Consider the following 15,909-nt stretch of genomic DNA (forward strand, 5'->3'; position numbering starts at 1 on the left):
GGGTTCAAGCCGGGTACGGATGCCGTGACGCCGTGGCCGGGGCCTCGGCCCCCCTCACCCTGGCTCGCCGCCGGATCCAGGTCATCACGAGGACGAGGGCCGCTGCTGCGCCGTACGCGATGTTGCTCAGCGACGGCTGGAAGTGGAGCGTCGGGGCGAGGACGTAGACGGCGGCGCCTGCGAGGGGGATGCCGAGCCATTCCCAGCGCCCGTCCAGGGCGACGAGTGCGATCAGGAGGAGCGCGTACCAGGAGTATCCGGGGGTGAGGAGGGCGAAGGACCATCCGGTGACCAGGAGGGCGCCGCTCCAGGGGCGTCGCGGGTCCCCGCGCCACATCACGTACAGGGACACCGCCGCGACGATGACGAGCAGTACGGGGAAGGCCCAGGTGTCGGGCAGGACCAGGCGCAGGAGCGAGTACCGGGATCCGGCCGAGGGGTCGTCGTAGCCCTCCTCCTCGACGTAGCCGCCGAGGTAGCCGAAGACCGAGCCGTGCGAGAGGAGGACGTACGGAAGGTAGACGACTACGACGAAGGCCGCGACGGGCAGTAGTACGGCGGCCGCGTCGCGGACGCGGCGGACGCCGGACAGGGCGCCCGGGAGGACGACGGCCGGCATCAGCTTCGTGGCGATGGCGGCGCCGATCAGCACTCCGCCCGCTGCCCGCCGGGTCAGTGCCCGTGAGGCGACGAGTCCGAGGCCGGCGACCGCGAGGAGCACGCCCAGGACGTCGACGTGGGCGTTGTTGACGGCCTCGACGGGGACGGCCGGGCACCAGGCCCAGTACGCGGCCTTGCGGAGGCCGTCGCCGCGCCGTCGCAGGACCAGGAGGAGCGTGCCGGTGACGCCGAGGGAGATCAGGGCGGCGCCGATCTGGAGCGGCTTGTGGCGGGAGTCGGCGGGGGAGAGGCGGTCGACGGCGAGGTAGTACGCCTCGGCGACGGGCGGGTAGATGGTGTGGACGGCGGGCCTGTTGAGGCGGGTGCAGTGGGGCGTGCTGCCGGTGTGGGGGATCGGGGCGAGGTCGGGGCCCGTGCAGGCGGCGCCAGTGGGAAAGAGCCAGGGGTCGCGGAGCCGGGCGAGTGCCGGGTCCTGTGGGGTGTGGTCGTACGGAGAGATGCCGGCGGACTGGACTCGGCCGTCCCAGGCGTAGCGGTAGGAGTCGGTGCTGGTCCGCGGCGGCCCCATCAGCCCGGTCAGCGTGACGGCGACGGCCCCCGCGGTGATCAGCCACGCGACGTGGCGGGCCGGGACCCGGCGCAGAGCCGGCAGCGCGACGGTGAAGAGCACCCAGCAGGCCGCGTACCAGCAGAACAGGCCGCCGGGGTCGCTGAAGTAGCCCCCGTACATGATGGTGCGGGCGAGGAGTGTTGTGAGTGCGGCAAGGGCGACGGCGGTGGTCACCAGCGCGGTGCGCGGAGTGAGGGCGGTAGGGGCTTTCACCTGCGGAATCGTTCCAGGGATCGGCTCTCCCGTGGGCCGTGCCGCCTCGGATGTCCGTGATTCGTAAGGTGTTCCGGCAGCCTGCTTGGGCCTCGTCGGGGGTGTGATGGGGGCATGCGTTTCACCCTGCCCTCCGGGCCGCCCGTCACCTTCAAGGCGCGCCTGCATGATGCCCGTACCGCGACCGCCATCGGCCGCCGGCTCGGCCTGGCCATGGCCGTCTGCTTCGCGACCGGTGTGCTGAGCCACTACTTCCAGCACCCGCCCGGATGGCTGGCCGACTCGCTGCCGAGCCGCCCGTACTGGGGTTACCGGCTCACCCAGGGTCTGCACGTGGCCTCCGGGATCGCCGCGATCCCGCTGCTGCTGGCGAAGCTGTGGGCGGTCTACCCGCGGCTCTTCGCGTGGCCGCCGGTGCGATCGGTCCTCCACGCGCTGGAGCGGATCTCGGTGGCCGTCCTGGTCGCGGCCGGACTGTTCGAGCTGTTCACCGGGCTGCTGAACACCTTCCAGTGGTACCCCTGGCCCTTCAACTTCGTTCCCGTGCACTACGCGGTCGCCTGGCTCCTGCTGGGATCGCTCCTGCTGCACGTCGCAGTGCAATGGCCGAAGATCCGCGACCACTTCACGCTCCGTTCCCCCGGAACCCTGGCACTGCCCGAGGCCGACGGGCCGGACCGGCGCCAGCTCCTCCTCGGCGTCACGGCCGCGGTCGGAGCGGTCACGCTCACCACGGTCGGACAGTCCGTCACCGCGCTCGGCCGGCTGGAACTGTTCGGCCCGCGCAGCCCCGCGCACGGGGCCCAAGGGCTCCCCGTGAACCGGACGGCCGCCGCCGCGCGTGTCACCGAGGCCTCCTTGGCAGACTGGCATCTGACCGTGGACGGGCCGCGCCCGTACACCCTCACGCTGGACGAGTTGCGCGCCATGCCGCAGCACGACGTCACCCTGCCCATCGCCTGCGTCGAGGGCTGGAGCCAGTCCGCCCACTGGACCGGGGTACGGGTACGGGACCTCCTGGAGCGAGCGGGAAGCGGCCCAGACGCACGGGCCCGGGTGGTTTCCCTCGAAGCGGCGGGCGCCTACCGGGTGATGGAGATGGGGCGCCACTACGCGCAGGACCCGCTCACGCTGCTCGCACTGCGTCTGAACGGCGAGGAGCTGTCCCTGGACCACGGCTACCCGGCGCGGATCATCGCCCCGAACCGGCCCGGTGTCCTGCAGACCAAGTGGGTCGGCCGACTGGAGGTCGCGTGATGAACTTCCGATACGTGATGGGCGGATTCGGGCTGGTGTGCGCGGCCTGGGGCGGGTGGCTGCTCCTCCAGCAGCCCGAGCCGTGGCGGATCGCCGTGTGGCTCGGGGGAGCGGTGGTGGTGCACGACGGGTTCGTCGCACCGCTCGTGATGGCGATCGCCGCCCTCGTCGCCGTGGCGGGCCTGCGCCTGCACGGGGTACTGCGTGGAGCCTTGATCGTCGCGGGCTCCCTGACCGCGATCGCCCTTCCCCCGGTCCTGCGTCCGGGGGGCGTGGCCAACCCCACCGTCCTGCCGCTCGACTACCTGCGCAACTGGCTGCTCGCCCTGGCCGCCATCGCGCTGTTCACCCTCGCGTACGTCGGTGTGCGTGCCGTGGCGCGCCGGGTGAGCCGGGAGAGCCGTCGGGCCTGATCGGGGCGGTGTCCGTCGAGGATCTGGTGAAGGCGACGGGAGCCAAGCCCGGCAGCCTCTACAGCGCCTTCCCCGGCGGCAAGTGCGCCCTGTTCCTGACGTCGCTGGAGCGGTACTCGCGGCTGGTAGTCCCCGAGAAGCTGGGCGAGCTGGAGGCTCCGGGCGCCTCGGTCGCGGAGATCCGCAGTTACTTCGACAGTCTGGTGCGCGATCTGCTCAGCCGGTGCCCGCCGACGGCGAAACGTGGTCGCCGTGCGCTCCTCGCTGGACTGGGCCGCTCTGGCCGCGGTTCCCGAGGTGTACGCGACCGCGTGGAGCGGCCTGTTCGGCAACCTCGACCTACGGCCGGGCGAGACCGTCCTGGTGAGGGGAGCGACCTCCTCGCTCGGCCAGGTCGCCGTCAACCTGGCGGTCGACCACGGCGCGACCGTCCTCGCCACCCAGGTCGCCGAGCGGGAGATCGGTATCGACGCGGTCTTCGACGTCGTCGGCAACAACGGCCTGCGCGACTCGCCGGCCCTGGTCCGGTCGCGCCACCGGGTATGGCAGCTCGGCTTCCTGGGCGGATTCGAGCCGGTGCGGGACTTCGACCGGATGGCGATCTACCCAGCGGAGTCCGGCTCAGCTTCTTCGGCGGCGCCTTCGTCCTGGGCACCCAGGGTGGGATCCGCACTGTTGCGGATCCCACCCGGCTGTTCGCAGCTCGGCAACCGTCAGCGCGTGAGGTGCACGAAGTGCCGGCCCGCCGTCTGCCACGTGTCGTACGGGGTCCAGCCCGTGGCCTTCGCCTCCGCGCACAGGGCGCGGGTGCCGAGCCGGGACCACCAGAAGGAGGCTCCGCGGCCGCCAGCGCCGTCCTCGACGTACACCTCGACGCGTTCGTCGACGTCGGCGGTGGCGACCTCGACCAGCAGGGAGCCGCCGGGGGCGGTCAGTTCGGCGGCCCGGCGCAGCAGGGCGGCGGGGTCCCCGCCGATGCCGATGTTGCCGTCCATGAGGAGGACCGTGCCCCAGCCGCCTTCGCGGGGAAGCGGGTCGAACACCGACCGGCACAGGGCGCTGCCGCCCGCCCGCTCGGTACGGGCCACGGCCTCGGGGGTGACGTCGACACCGAGCGCCGTATGGCCGAGCCCGGCGAGGGCGGCGACCAGACGGCCCGGTCCGCAGCCGATGTCGAGGACGGGCCCGGTACATCGGGCCAAGACGGTGGCGTCGGCCGCGTCGGGCTCGGCGCACCACCGCTCGACTTCGAGCGGCAGCAGCCAGCCGTCGCGCCGACGGAGGAACAGCGGCCCCTGCCCGGTACGGAGGGCGTCCGCGTACGGGTCCGCCTGCCAGGTGCGGGTGGCGGGCTCGGCCAGCTGGGCGGTCATCGGGTCACCGCGCACAGGCCGTGGTGCAGGGCGGCGAAGCGCGTCCGCGGGGCCGCGGCCGCGACCCGTTCCGCGTCGGCGGGCGTGTCCACGTCGCACAGCTCGGGCAGGTCCCGTACGGATAGACCCGCATCGGTCAGGCGCCGCCGCTGCACCTCACCGGTGTGGGCCACGGACATGGGGACGCCGAGCAGCAGGGCCGGGTCGGGGTCGGCGAGGCCGAGGGCCCAGAACCCTCCGTCCTCGGCGGGCCCGAACCATGCGTCGGCCTCGGTGAAGTCGAGTCCGCGCGCGAGCAGGCCGGGGGTGACCTGCGGGGTGTCCATGCCGACCAGCAGGGCCGGCCCTTCGGCCAGGGCGAAGGCGGCCGCCAGTCGGACGTCCAGGCCGCCCGTACCCTGCGGGACTACCTCGATGCCGTCCGGGATCCAAGGGCCCGGCTGTCCGTCGAGGACCAGGACACGCCGCTCGGCCGGGGTTGCCAGGACCGTCGCGAGGGTGTCCTGGAGTGAGGCGAGGGCCAGGTCGGCGGCTTGTTGCGGGGTGAACTGCGTGGTCAGTCGGGTCTTCACCCGCCCGGCGACGGGAGCCTTGGCGATGACGAGGAGGGTGCTCATGCGGAGATCCCTTCGGTCGGGGAGGGGCGGGCGCTCGGTGGCTCGGCCAGGACCCTGCGCATGTCCCGTACGGCGTGCCAGGTGCCCCGCCAGGTCCCGGTGACCTTGGACTTCCCGGATCGGGGGAGGTAAGGGATGTCCGTCTCGGTCACCTTCCAGCCCGCGTCGGCGGCCCGCACGACCATCTGGAGCGGATAGCCGCTGCGCCGGTCGCTGAGGTCCAGGCCGAGCAGTGCCTCGCGGCGGGCGACCCGCATGGGCCCGAGGTCATGGAGCCGCAGTCCGGTGCGGCGGCGCAGCATGCGGGCCAGGGCGATGTTTCCGGCACGCGCGTGCGTGGGCCAGGCACCGCGTCCCTGCGGGCGGCGCCGGCCGAGCAGGAGATCCGCCTCGCCGGCCGCGACCCGCTCGGCCATGGGTGCGAGCAGGCCGGGGTCCATGGAGGCGTCGCAGTCGCAGAAGCAGACCAACTCGGCGCGTGCGGCGAGCAGCCCGGCGTGGCAGGCGGCGCCGAAGCCGCGCCGGGTCTCGTGCACGACGGTGGCGCCGAGGGACCGGGCGATGTCGGCCGAGCCGTCGGTGGAGCCGTTGTCGACGACGATGGCCCGCCACCCGGCCGGCACCCGCGCCAAGACCCAGGGGAGGGCTTCCGCCTCGTCGAGGCACGGCAGTACGAGGTCCGCGCGGGGCGGACGACAAGCAGAAGGAGTCACCCTCCACACCGTAGGAACCGCAGGGCGAAGAACGGCGCCCGAAGACCTTACGAAACGCGGACACCGCGTCCAACGGAGGCCGGCCCAGGCCCACGCCGCACCGCACGGTGTCACCCTGGAGGCATGGCATCCAGTAACGAAACCGACCGTGGCCCGGCCTCCCACGACGCCACGGGCCGTGTCCTGGTGGTGGACGACGACCCGACCGTCTCGGAGGTCGTCGCCGGCTATCTGGAGCGGGCAGGGTTCACCGTGCACCGGGCCGCGGACGGCCCGGCCGCGCTGGAGATCGCCGCCCGGCACCGGCCCGACCTTGTTGTCCTCGACTTGATGCTGCCCGGCATGGACGGCTTGGAGGTCTGCCGTCGGCTGCGGGCCCTGGGGGACAGGAGGCGTTCCGTGGCCGTGGTCATGCTCACCGCCCGCGGCGACGAGGACGACCGGATCCTGGGCCTCGAAGTCGGCGCGGACGACTACGTGACCAAGCCCTTCAGCCCGCGCGAACTGGTCCTGCGCGTCCGGTCCGTCCTGCGCAGGGCATCGTCGGCCGTCCCGGCCGGCGAGCCCCTGCTCGCGGCGGCCGGACTGACCGTAGACCCTGCTGCCCGGCGGGCGACGCGGGACGGAGCGGAACTGGCCCTCACCCTCAGGGAATTCGACCTCCTCACCTACTTCCTGCGGCACCCCGGGCAGGTCTGCGACCGGGAGCGGTTGATGCGGGAGGTCTGGGGCTGGGACTTCGGAGACCTTTCCACGGTGACCGTGCACGTCCGCAGGCTCCGGGGCAAGATCGAAAAGGACCCGGCCGACCCGCAGCTGATCCGGACGGTATGGGGCGCCGGATACCGCTTCGAGGTGGGCCCCCACTCGCTCGCTCCTGCGGCGGCCGGTGCCCGTACGGAGGACGGCCGTGCGTGACCTGCTGCTGATCGCCCTGTACGCCTTCCTCGGCGCGGCGGCCGCCGGGATCCTCGGAGCCGTGGCGTTGCGGATACTGCGCCGGCGCAGCGTCGCCGTGTCCCTGGCGGTGGTCGCGGCGGTCGCCGTGTCCGCGATGCTCGCCGGGACGCTCGCGGTCGCGTGGGCGATGTTCCTGTCCTCCCATGACCTCGCCGTGGTGACCACGGTCGTCGCGATGGCCGCCGCGGTATCGCTGGGCACGGCGCTGCTGCTGGGCCGCCAGGTCGTCCGGCGCTGCCGGGAACTCGTCGTTGCGGCTCGTGACTTCGGGGAGGAGGGCAATTTCAAGGCTCCCGCCGTGCCGGCCCCCGCCGAGCTCGCGGCGCTGAGCCGCGAGCTGGCCCTCACCAGTGAGCGCCTTGCCGCCTCGCGTGCACGCGAGCGGGCCCTGGAGACCTCGCGGCGTGAGCTGGTGGCCTGGATCTCGCACGACCTGCGGACACCGCTGGCCGGGTTGCGGGCGATGTCGGAGGCGCTGGAGGACGGCATGGCCGCAGACCCGGCCCGCTACCACCGCCAGATGCGCGCGGAGGTGGACCGCCTCAACTCCATGGTCACCGACCTGTTCGAGCTGTCCCGCATCCATGCTGGAGCCCTCTCCCTCAACCCCACCCGGATCTCCCTCTATGACCTGGTGGGCGATGCGCTGGCAGGGACCGATGCGCTCGCGCGCGAGCACGGAGTGCGCCTGGCAGGTGCAGGCGTGGCCCCGCTGCCGGTAGAGGTCGACGGCAAAGAGATGACGCGGGTGCTGTCGAACCTGCTGGTCAACGCCATCCGCCACACCCCGGCCGACGGTACGGTCGCGATCGCTGCGGAACGCCGCGCGGACGTGGTGGTGCTGTCCGTCACCGACGCCTGCGGCGGCATCCCGGAGGAAGACCTGCCCAGGGTCTTCGACACCGGCTGGCGGGGCAGTCAGGCCCGCACTCCTCCCTCGGGTGCGGGCCTGGGCCTGGCGATCGTACGGGGCATTGTCGAGGCCCACTCCGGGCGTGCGGACGTCCACAACGTGCCCGGCGGCTGCCGCTTCGAACTGACCCTCCCTGCACTTGCGTAGGCCGTGCGGAACCGGCCGACGACGTCAGCCGGTTCCCGGGCTCAGCCGGTCACACCGGCAGACTCGCGCTGGCCGGCCCGGGCGAACCCGGCCATCCCCTCAGCGAAGCCGACCGTCGGACGCCAGCCCAGCTCCGTGCGCAGCCTGGCGGAGTCGGCGGTGATGTGCCGTACGTCGCCGAGCCGGAACTCGCCCGTCACCACCGGCGTCGGCCCGCCGTGCGCCGCAGCCAGCTCGGCAGCCATCTCGCCGACCGTGTGGGGCTCCCCGCTGCCCGTGTTGTACACGGAGAGCGCGCCCGCCCGCCGGGCACCGACCGCCTCGAGCGCCACCGCGTTGGCCGCGGCCACGTCCGTGACGTGGACGAAGTCCCTTCGCTGCGCGCCGTCCTCGTACACCCGGGGCGCCTCGCCCCGGGCGAGCGCGGAGCGGAAGAAGGAGGCCACACCCGCGTACGGGGTGTCGCGCGGCATGCCCGGCCCGTACACGTTGTGGTATCGCAGCGACACCGCACGACCCTCCACGCACCGGGCCCAGCTCGCCGCCAGGTGCTCCTGAGCCAGCTTCGTCGTCGCGTACACGTTCCGCGGATCCGTCGGCGCGTCCTCGCCGACCAGCCCCGGCGCGAGCTCGGCCCCGCAGTCGGGACAGCGGGGCTCGAACCGGCCCGCCGTCAGGTCCTCAGTCCGGCGCGGTCCGGGGCGTACCGTTCCGTGCCGTTCGCACGTGTACCGGCCCTCCCCGTAGACCACCATCGACCCGGCGAGCACGAGCTTCCGCACCCCTGCGGCCGCCATTTCCGCCAGCAGTACCGCCGTTCCGAGGTCGTTGCAGCCGACGTAGTCGGGGGCGTCGGTGAAGTCCTTGCCCAGGCCGACCATGGCCGCCTGATGGCAGACCGCGTCCACTCCGCGCAGCGCGGCCCGGACCGCGACGGCGTCCCGTACGTCGGCGCGGAGGAACTCGGCGTCGGGCAGGGGCGGGGTGCCGGGGTGGGCGGCAGGCAGCAGGGCGTCGAGGACGACGGGCTCGTGCCCGCGGGCCGTGAGGGCGGTGACGATGTGGGAGCCGATGAACCCGGCCCCTCCGGTGACGAGTACGCGCATGCTCAGGACGCTACGCAGTGCGGACCCTTCGGAGGTTCTCCCACGCGTGCACGTAAGACTTCCGTCATACGGGAGCGCTGGGAACGGCGACGGGGGCGTGACGGCCGGGGGCTTCGCACGGGAAGTCAGTGGTGACCGAGATGGTCGTGGTCCTTCCAGATGCCGCCGCCCGGCATGTCGAGGCGGGCGGTGAGCGGTCGGCGCCACGGGGGAGTGGAGGCGGGTTCGCCCCAGTAGTCGGTGACCCGTACGGCCCGGCCGTCGCGGAGCTCGGCGATGGTGACGTTGCGGTAGAGGCGGCCGTCGCCGTAGTCGCAGCTCCATTCCACAACGATGACGTCGTCGTCGAGGCGCAGCCGTCGTCCCACTTCGAGCGTGAGCTCGGGGAAGTTCCCCTCGACCTCTCCGATGAGCTTGCTGCCGCGGACGACCTGGCCCATCTGGGGCCATTGCCGCTCGACCTCCGGGGCGAGCGACACCCCAAGGATGTAGGCGAGGCGGGTGCGGCCGTTCGATTCCGGTGTCGGCTCGTTCATGGCCGTGAGTCCTTCCTGTGCCCCGTGGCGAAATTGGCGAACGGCAAGGCCGCGGCGCTGTCGACGGCCAGATTGCCGAGGCTGCTGAACATGTTGTTGCCCGGACAGCCGGGCCATCAGAGGCTGTTGCCGGCGACGCGGACGAATCCGGGCGGCCTACCGCGTGGAGTGCCGCCGGGCGCCGTCACTTCGTTGCCCTGCGAGCCCGGTCCTGAGCCCCGTCCCGCCGTGCCGCTCGGCTCGCACGCCACGTCCGGACGACCAGTGTGGCGGCGGAGGCGGCGAAGAGGGCGGCGGTGATCAGCAGCCAGCGGGTGAGGAAGCCGTCCGCCGGGAGCGCGGTGGCCGGGGTGTAGTGGGCCACCTGGTGGAGGATCAGCGGCCACCAGACGAGGAGGAGGACGCCGGCGGCGAAGGCCGGTACCCGGACGTAGTTGATGCTCGCCCGCGGTACCGGACGCGCCGAAGCTCCGCCGCGGTCGAAGGCCGCCTGGATCAGCCGGTCGGTCACCGAGTACAGCGGGAGCAGGACCAGGTCGTGCAGGAGTGCGGCGCCGACGAACCACACGGCCACACCAAGGGTGTCGCCCTTGAGGAGGCGCAGGCCCGCGTAGACGGCGAGGGCGAAGGAGGCGAGTACGAGGAGCAGGTGGAGGGGAGAGGCGCCGTAGCGGCTGCGGAAGGCGGTCGTGCCGCTCATGCGGGCTCTCCGAAGGTGAGGCGGGTGACCCATTTGGTGTTGTGGACGCCGGGGGCGCCGGGGACGATGATCCGGGCCGGGTAGCCGTGGTCGGGGGAGAGCACGGCCCCGTTCACGCGCACGGCCAGCAGGGACCGGGGGTCACGGACCTGGTTGTCGCGCAGGGCGGCCGAGGAGAAGGAACCGCCCCGCTGGAGCGACTTCACCAGGACCTGCGGGGTGTTCGTTCCGAGTCCGACGAGTGCGGCCAGGTCGGTGAGGCGGACCCCGCTCCATCGCTGGTCGGGGGTGGACCAGCCTTCGACGCAGGCGATGGGCAGCGCCGCCTCGTGCTGTGTCATGGACAGGAGCTGGTCGTAGCTCAGGTCGACCTGTCGGCCACCCCCGCGCACGGTGAGGCGCCAGGCGGGCCCGGTGTCGCTGGCCCGGATGCCGACGGAGCCGGCGGTTTTGTTGATCTGGAAGCCGTTCGGCCCGGAGCCGGGATCCCTGCCGTGCGGTGCGAGGAGCGCGGTCCGGCGGAACCAGCCTCCGATGCTCTGCCCGGCGGTCACCAACAGCAGGGCGAGCGAGCCTGCGCCGACCATGGCCAGCGCCCCGCGGCGGGAGATGGTCGGCGCCGACGGGTGCGGCGAGACCAGTCCTGCCGCCTCCTCGGTACCGGCTGCCGGATCCCCGGCGCGGGTCCCGACCGCCCGGAGGGCTCTGGGCAGCCGGAAGGTGACGTGGACGACGAAGGCGCCGATGAACACCCATGCGCCGTAGAAGTGCAGGGTGTAGAAGGAGCCGGGGAAGATGTAGTGCAGCTGCACGTTGAGGATGCCGGTGACGAACTCGAAACCGGCCCCGCCCACCAGCAGGAGCAGCGACAGCCGCTCGATGCCGTGACTCGGTGACCGCACAGGGGGCCACTCGAACAGTTTCGGGATCACCGACCACAGCTTCGCCAGCAGGACGGGCACCAGCACCACCCCGAGCGTGACGTGCACGCCTTGGGTGAGCCGGTAGAGCCAGGTCGGCGAAGTCGGCCACGAGAAGAGAGAGAAGCCCAGCCACCCCTTGTCGGGCGTCTGGTCGTTGACCGGCGCGAGATCCGGGTTGTACGCCGCGTACGACAACAGGCCGGTCACGAACAGGATCGTGACGCCGACGAGCAGGATCAGGCCGAACACCGAGGTCAGCCACGGCCCCCTGAGCGGGCTGCGCCAGAATCCCGGACGCGTCGGCCCCGGGGGCGGCCCCGCGGCCATGGCAGCGGCCCGAACGGCTCGCAGCCGCTCGAGCGGCGTGGGTCCGGCTTCGTCGGCGCCGGGTTGCGCGGGCTTGTCGGTTCCTGCCGCGGTCTGTGCGTGCACCTCGGGCTCACCAGCGGGCTGCGGTGTCGGCGGCCTGCCCTCGGACCGGTCCCGCTCGCCGTCGCTCGAGTTCACAGGGAAACCTCCGCACCTTCCCGCGACACCGGGCTCGTCCGACATCAGCCGCTGAGGAGAACATGCCGCACCGAAAAGGCGACCGGTCCGTGACACGCCAGCCGGCACAGACCGCACCACTCAGAAGCCCAGGCTTGCGCCGGCCCGCGTAGTGCAATGGTTCATCGGAGTGCTCGGCAAGAACTTCGACGCCCGCCCTATCGAGCGGTGGGCGGTGCGACGACGAGTCGTTCCGCGGCGTGTTCGTTCACCGCAGGCTGCTCGAAGGCGCCTTGGCCGTCGATCCAGCTCGGACCGGCTTCGGGGGTGACGGCGTACAAGCTCATGGTCGTTCCCTTCTCCCTCCCGTTCCCCACCTGCCGGGTTGTCACGGATGGGTCGCGCGGTGATCCAGGTCGCCGAGGCGTAGAGAACGCCGCTGTCGGTGTCGTGGGCGGCGAGGGTGGTTCTCAGGTTGTCGACAGCGCGCAGTCGGCCTTCGTCGTCGAGCCCGTCGAGCATCCAGCCGTGCAGGCCGAGCACGAACCGCTCCGCGGCGGCCGCGTCCTGGCCGAACCACATGGACTCGCTGTGGGGTTCCAGCTGGATGTCCGTGAAGCCGGCGGCGCCGAGGACGGTCCGGACCCGCTCCGGCTCGCAGAGCGCGAACGGCCCGGGGGCGTCGGGCGGGGGCGTGGGCAACGGGCGTCCGGCGGCCAGGGCCCGGGTGAAGGAGAGGAGCCACTCGTTGCCCGCCGGCGGTTGCCAGACCAGTTGGGCGAGGCGTCCGCCGGGGCGCAGCGCTCCGCCGATGTTGCGGAACGCCGCGACCGGGTCGGCGAAGAACATCGTCCCGGTGCGGCTGACGGCCACGTCGAACGCTGCGGCGGGGAAGGGGTGGACTTGTGCGTCCGCTTGCACGAAGTCGACGTTGCCCAGCCCCTCGTCTGCCGCTCGCTGCCGGGCGACCCGCAGCATCGCAGCCGAGAGGTCACGCCCATGGCCCTGCCGGGGCTCGCCCGCCGCGCGACGTCGCGAGTGGTCTCGCCGGTGCCGCAGCCGATCAAGGCGACTGCCTCGTCACCGACGACCGCCGCGTCCTTCACGGCCGCACCGCCTACACGGACCATCCCCAACCCGACCGGTGCCGCTGCCTCATCCGCCTCATGCTCCAAGGCTGATCGGCCTTCTGCCCAGGGCGCGTCTGCTCCGTCCCAGGATCACACGTGCGGCGAAGGTCAGGGCCACGGACGCCGCGAACGCATGTGTGCCGGCTTTCGCTCCAGTGCGGATCGCCACCGCTGATCAGCCGCAGGGGGACAAGGCCGGCCCTTGGTCCGTGACTGGTCCGGAAGCGAGGCCTGACACACAATGACGATCACTCAAAGCTGCCGTTCGTTCACCTGAAGTGGCGCAACGGGCGTTGCCTGGAGGTTGACAACACCACCTCCAGGTAACCGACTTCACCGCCCTAGAAGAAGCCCAGCTTCTTGGGGGAATAGCTGACCAAAACGTTCTTCGTGTGCTGGTGGTACACACGCCACACCGCTCCTGACCAGGCAAAATGAAGGTGCCTGTCCTCGTTGGTCCGGTGCTGGCCCGCTACTGGCCCGGATCTTGGTCAGCGGGGGAGTGGGGGCGTCATCGTTCCGTGGCCAGGCGAAGCGATGGTCGTCGATGGAGGGCCTCAGGGTTTGGGCTGTGCGACGGGGCGCTTGCGAGTGGCGGCAAGTCATTGCCAACCCCAGCGGGGAACCGGACCGTTGTCCCCGAGGTGCCGCGGGAGCCGGGCGGGGCCGCTGGGGACGGTGCGGCCGCGGAACTCCTGCGATGGGGGTACGGGGAGCTGGCCGGTATCCCGCGCTCACGGGCGGACGTGTTCGCCCGCAGCGCCGCAGCCCCGGCATGGGGCTGCGGCGCTGCCGCAGCCCGTGGAACTCGGCCCTGCGTCTGCTGGAGGACCCGTATGTCTTCCTCGCCACCGGTCCGCGCCAGCACGAGGACTGGGCCGAGGACGTGCTCGCCCTGATGCACCGCGAGGTCCCGGACCCGCGCGGCCGGCTGCGGATCGACGCCGACCGCACCAACGGTGCCCGCTACGCCGAGCCGGCGTACCCCTTCGAGTCGCCGCCCGCCGCCGGGTTCCGGGACCGCCTGCACGAGCTGGAGCCGGCGGGGGCCGTCACCGCGCTCGCCGTCATGGCGGAGGAGTGGGGCGACGACCGTCCCGTCCGGAACCAGCCGGAGCGACCGCTGACGCACGGTTCCTGCTGGACCGTCGGCGCAGCCGTCCGGGGCGATCCGGTGCTCGGCGGGCACCGACAGAGTCCGCCGCCACAGACAGGCGATGCCCCCACGGCCCGCCGGAAACTCCTGATAGCCCGTACGCGTGACGATGCCACGCCCCACCGACATTCCGGGGACCGGACGATCGCGCCACCGCCTGGCATGAGTCCGATTACCGACCTTGCCCGCAATCTTTGTGAACATGTACGTTCACGCCGCACCGTAGGTCTTCATCGGCTCACCCCTTCGCTGCGGCAGGTCACGTGCGGGTCCAGCGTTGGTTGCTGCCGTTCGAGCAGGAGTAGAGCTGGATCAGGGTGCCGTTGGCCGTCCCGTTCGCGGTGGCGTCAAGGCAGAGGCCGGACTGGACTCCGACGATGGATCCATCGGAGTTGAGGCGCCACTTCTGGTTGTCGCCACCCCAGCAGCTATAGATCTGGACTTTGGTGCCGTTGCCGGTGCCGGCGGCGTCCAGGCACTTGTTGCCGTAGACCCTGAGCTCGCCTCCGGCGGTGTACGACCACTGCTGGTTGGTGCGGTTGTTGCAGTCCCACAGGTTGAGCTGGGTGCCGTCGGTGGTGCTGGCACCGGGCACGTCCAGGCAGCGGCCCGACCCGGCGCCCTTGATCTGTCCAGAGCCGGGCGAAGGGGTCGGAGTGGGGGTAGGGGAGGCGGCGTTGAGTGCGTTGAGCACGGAGGTGTAGGCGGGCTTCTTGCTGCCGTTGCCGTCGAACAGGAGCGGCGATTGCTCCGATCGCCAGGAGTCGGTGTCGCGCACACCCCAGACGGTGATGCCGAGACAGCGTGGGACGGCCAGGCAGTCGTTGGTCACGTTGGCGTAGGTCGTGGCCGAGGCGCCCTGGATATCGAGTTCGGTGACGGCCACGTCGACGCCGAGGGCGGCGAAGCTCTGCAGGGTGGTGCGGAAGTTGCTGTTGTAGGGGCTGTCGCTGTTGAAGTGGGACTGGAAGCCGACGCAGTCGATCGGCACGCCGCGCTGCTTGAAGTCTCGGACCATGGCGTACATGGCCTGGGTTTTGGCCCAGGTCCAGTTCTCGACGTTGTAGTCGTTGTAGCAGAGCTTCGCGGCCGGGTCGGCGGCGCGCGCGGCGCGGAAGGCGACCTCGATCCAGTCGTTGCCGGTGCGCTGCAGGTTGGAGTCGCGCCGGGCTCCCGAAGTGCCGTCGACGAAGGCCTCGTTCACGACGTCCCACTGGACGATCTTGCCCTTGTAGTGGGTCATCACGCCGTTGATGTGGTTGGTCATCGCCTGGCGCAGCGCGCTGCCGCTGAGTCTCTGCATCCAGCCGGGCTGCTGGGAGTGCCAGGCCAGGGTGTGGCCGCGTACCTGCTTGCCGTTCTGCACCGCCCAGTTGTAGACGCGGTCACCGGCGGTGAAGTTGAACTGCCCCTGCTGGGGTTCGGTGGCGTCGATCTTCATCTCGTTCTCGGGCGTCACCGAGTTGAACTCGCGGCCGGCGATCGTCGTGTACGCCGAGTCGCCCAGCCTGCCCGAGGCGATGGCGGTGCCGAAGTAACGGCCGCTCTGCGCCGCCGCGCCACCGAGCGTGCTCTCGGCGGCGTGTGAGGTCAGCGGAGCCACCAGCACGGCGGCCGAGCCGAGGACGCCGACGACCAGGGCCGTACGAAGACCGCCGATCTTCCGGCGGACGGTGCGTGGGGGAATGGCGTTTGAGCCCATGAAAGAGCCTCCAGGACAGAAATCACGGAAGGATTGGAGCGCGGCAGAGTGAATCCGCGTGAACGACGCCCGCGTCCATTGACAAAGGACGCTCACCATCAGGGCGTAAAGATCCAAGGCCGGCACCCGGCACCCGGACACAGACGGGCGACACCACCTTGGGCCTCAGTCTGGAAACCGCGCCGAAACATGTCAAGAGTTTCGAAAGTATTTCGAGAATCCGCCCCTCGAGATAGCGCAGCAGCCCCTTTCCATTGAGCGATCCTCATCGAAAATATTTTGATGAGGATCGCTCAAGCTGGGCTGTAGCTGAAAGAAAGACCCCGCCATAAA

At 71.5% G+C, this 15,909-nt stretch carries 14 protein-coding genes; 4 read left to right on the forward strand and 10 right to left on the reverse strand.

The genetic code is table 11. From position 1 onward, the window contains the following. Positions 1 to 4: 4 nt before the first annotated feature. On the reverse strand, positions 5 to 1,444 hold the full coding sequence (locus ACFWBN_RS13555) for a glycosyltransferase 87 family protein (protein WP_385175492.1): 1,440 nt from the start codon (positions 1,442 to 1,444) through the stop codon (positions 5 to 7). Positions 1,445 to 1,558: 114 nt separating this feature from the next. Here ACFWBN_RS13555 and ACFWBN_RS13560 point away from each other — a divergent pair, with 114 nt between their 5' ends. Beyond that, positions 1,559 to 2,701, forward strand: a complete 1,143-nt coding sequence (locus ACFWBN_RS13560; protein WP_385175495.1) for a molybdopterin-dependent oxidoreductase — start codon at positions 1,559 to 1,561, stop codon at positions 2,699 to 2,701. Further along, positions 2,701 to 3,114: a hypothetical protein gene (locus ACFWBN_RS13565; protein WP_385175498.1), complete on the forward strand. Its 414-nt coding sequence runs from the start codon at positions 2,701 to 2,703 to the stop codon at positions 3,112 to 3,114. Before ACFWBN_RS13560 ends, ACFWBN_RS13565 begins: the two co-directional genes overlap by 1 nt. Before the next feature lie 713 nt (positions 3,115 to 3,827). Here the strand turns inward: ACFWBN_RS13565 and ACFWBN_RS13570 are convergent. Genes ACFWBN_RS13570 through ACFWBN_RS13580 form a run of 3 tightly spaced genes read right to left on the reverse strand, consistent with a single transcriptional unit; the run spans position 3,828 to position 5,817 of the window. Continuing rightward, positions 3,828 to 4,487, reverse strand: coding sequence for a class I SAM-dependent methyltransferase (locus ACFWBN_RS13570; RefSeq protein WP_385175501.1), 660 nt, complete (start codon positions 4,485 to 4,487; stop codon positions 3,828 to 3,830). Beyond that, positions 4,484 to 5,104 carry a DUF2064 domain-containing protein gene (locus ACFWBN_RS13575; protein WP_385175504.1) on the reverse strand — a complete coding sequence of 207 codons (621 nt, stop codon included), beginning with the start codon at positions 5,102 to 5,104 and terminating at the stop codon, positions 4,484 to 4,486. Before ACFWBN_RS13575 ends, ACFWBN_RS13570 begins: the two co-directional genes overlap by 4 nt. Beyond that, positions 5,101 to 5,817, reverse strand: coding sequence for a glycosyltransferase family 2 protein (locus ACFWBN_RS13580; protein ID WP_385175507.1), 717 nt, complete (start codon positions 5,815 to 5,817; stop codon positions 5,101 to 5,103). Before ACFWBN_RS13580 ends, ACFWBN_RS13575 begins: the two co-directional genes overlap by 4 nt. A gap of 123 nt (positions 5,818 to 5,940) precedes the next feature. On the opposite strand from ACFWBN_RS13580, the gene ACFWBN_RS13585 reads away from it, so the two are divergent. Together ACFWBN_RS13585 and ACFWBN_RS13590 are read left to right on the forward strand one after the other, a co-directional pair. Next, a complete protein-coding gene (locus ACFWBN_RS13585; protein WP_385175511.1) occupies positions 5,941 to 6,735 on the forward strand; it encodes a response regulator transcription factor in 795 nt (264 codons plus the stop codon). Then, a complete protein-coding gene (locus ACFWBN_RS13590; protein WP_385175514.1) occupies positions 6,728 to 7,837 on the forward strand; it encodes a sensor histidine kinase in 1,110 nt (369 codons plus the stop codon). Before ACFWBN_RS13585 ends, ACFWBN_RS13590 begins: the two co-directional genes overlap by 8 nt. A 41-nt stretch (positions 7,838 to 7,878) precedes the next feature. On the opposite strand, the gene ACFWBN_RS13595 is transcribed toward ACFWBN_RS13590, so the two are convergent. The 6 genes from ACFWBN_RS13595 to ACFWBN_RS13620 all read right to left on the reverse strand — a co-directional run bounded on the left by ACFWBN_RS13595 (position 7,879) and on the right by ACFWBN_RS13620 (position 15,576). Next, a complete protein-coding gene (locus tag ACFWBN_RS13595; protein ID WP_385175517.1) occupies positions 7,879 to 8,943 on the reverse strand; it encodes an NAD-dependent epimerase/dehydratase family protein in 1,065 nt (354 codons plus the stop codon). Positions 8,944 to 9,068: 125 nt separating this feature from the next. Next, a complete protein-coding gene (locus tag ACFWBN_RS13600) occupies positions 9,069 to 9,479 on the reverse strand; it encodes a nuclear transport factor 2 family protein (RefSeq protein WP_385175520.1) in 411 nt (136 codons plus the stop codon). Positions 9,480 to 9,663: 184 nt separating this feature from the next. Next, entirely contained in the window at positions 9,664 to 10,179 is a 516-nt protein-coding gene (locus tag ACFWBN_RS13605; protein WP_385175523.1) for a hypothetical protein, read from the reverse strand. Further along, positions 10,176 to 11,429 carry a molybdopterin-dependent oxidoreductase gene (locus tag ACFWBN_RS13610; RefSeq protein ID WP_385175625.1) on the reverse strand — a complete coding sequence of 418 codons (1,254 nt, stop codon included), beginning with the start codon at positions 11,427 to 11,429 and terminating at the stop codon, positions 10,176 to 10,178. The genes ACFWBN_RS13605 and ACFWBN_RS13610 overlap by 4 nt, the downstream gene beginning before the upstream one ends. 300 nt (positions 11,430 to 11,729) lie before the next feature. Beyond that, positions 11,730 to 12,566 (reverse strand): class I SAM-dependent methyltransferase, encoded by an 837-nt coding sequence (locus tag ACFWBN_RS13615; protein WP_385175525.1) that lies wholly within the window; start codon positions 12,564 to 12,566, stop codon positions 11,730 to 11,732. Positions 12,567 to 14,133: 1,567 nt separating this feature from the next. Then, on the reverse strand, positions 14,134 to 15,576 hold the full coding sequence (locus ACFWBN_RS13620; protein WP_385175528.1) for an endo-1,4-beta-xylanase: 1,443 nt from the start codon (positions 15,574 to 15,576) through the stop codon (positions 14,134 to 14,136). Between the last annotated feature and the right edge of the window lie 333 nt (positions 15,577 to 15,909).

Origin of the sequence: Streptomyces sp. NPDC059989 (genome assembly GCF_042736975.1) — a bacterium.
GTDB lineage: Bacteria > Actinomycetota > Actinomycetes > Streptomycetales > Streptomycetaceae > Streptomyces.

Excerpts from the sequence above, each read along its gene's own strand:
- ACFWBN_RS13560 (WP_385175495.1), top strand. The coding sequence starts at position 1,559 with ATGCGTTTCACCCTGCCCTCCGGGCCGCCCGTCACCTTCAAGGCGCGC.
- ACFWBN_RS13565 (WP_385175498.1), top strand. The coding sequence starts at position 2,701 with ATGAACTTCCGATACGTGATGGGCGGATTCGGGCTGGTGTGCGCGGCC.
- ACFWBN_RS13570 (WP_385175501.1), bottom strand. The coding sequence starts at position 4,487 with ATGACCGCCCAGCTGGCCGAGCCCGCCACCCGCACCTGGCAGGCGGAC.
- ACFWBN_RS13575 (WP_385175504.1), bottom strand. The coding sequence starts at position 5,104 with ATGAGCACCCTCCTCGTCATCGCCAAGGCTCCCGTCGCCGGGCGGGTG.
- ACFWBN_RS13585 (WP_385175511.1), top strand. The coding sequence starts at position 5,941 with ATGGCATCCAGTAACGAAACCGACCGTGGCCCGGCCTCCCACGACGCC.
- ACFWBN_RS13595 (WP_385175517.1), bottom strand. The coding sequence starts at position 8,943 with ATGCGCGTACTCGTCACCGGAGGGGCCGGGTTCATCGGCTCCCACATC.
- ACFWBN_RS13600 (WP_385175520.1), bottom strand. The coding sequence starts at position 9,479 with ATGAACGAGCCGACACCGGAATCGAACGGCCGCACCCGCCTCGCCTAC.
- ACFWBN_RS13605 (WP_385175523.1), bottom strand. The coding sequence starts at position 10,179 with ATGAGCGGCACGACCGCCTTCCGCAGCCGCTACGGCGCCTCTCCCCTC.
- ACFWBN_RS13610 (WP_385175625.1), bottom strand. The coding sequence starts at position 11,429 with ATGGCCGCGGGGCCGCCCCCGGGGCCGACGCGTCCGGGATTCTGGCGC.
- ACFWBN_RS13615 (WP_385175525.1), bottom strand. The coding sequence starts at position 12,566 with ATGCTGCGGGTCGCCCGGCAGCGAGCGGCAGACGAGGGGCTGGGCAAC.
- ACFWBN_RS13620 (WP_385175528.1), bottom strand. The coding sequence starts at position 15,576 with ATGGGCTCAAACGCCATTCCCCCACGCACCGTCCGCCGGAAGATCGGC.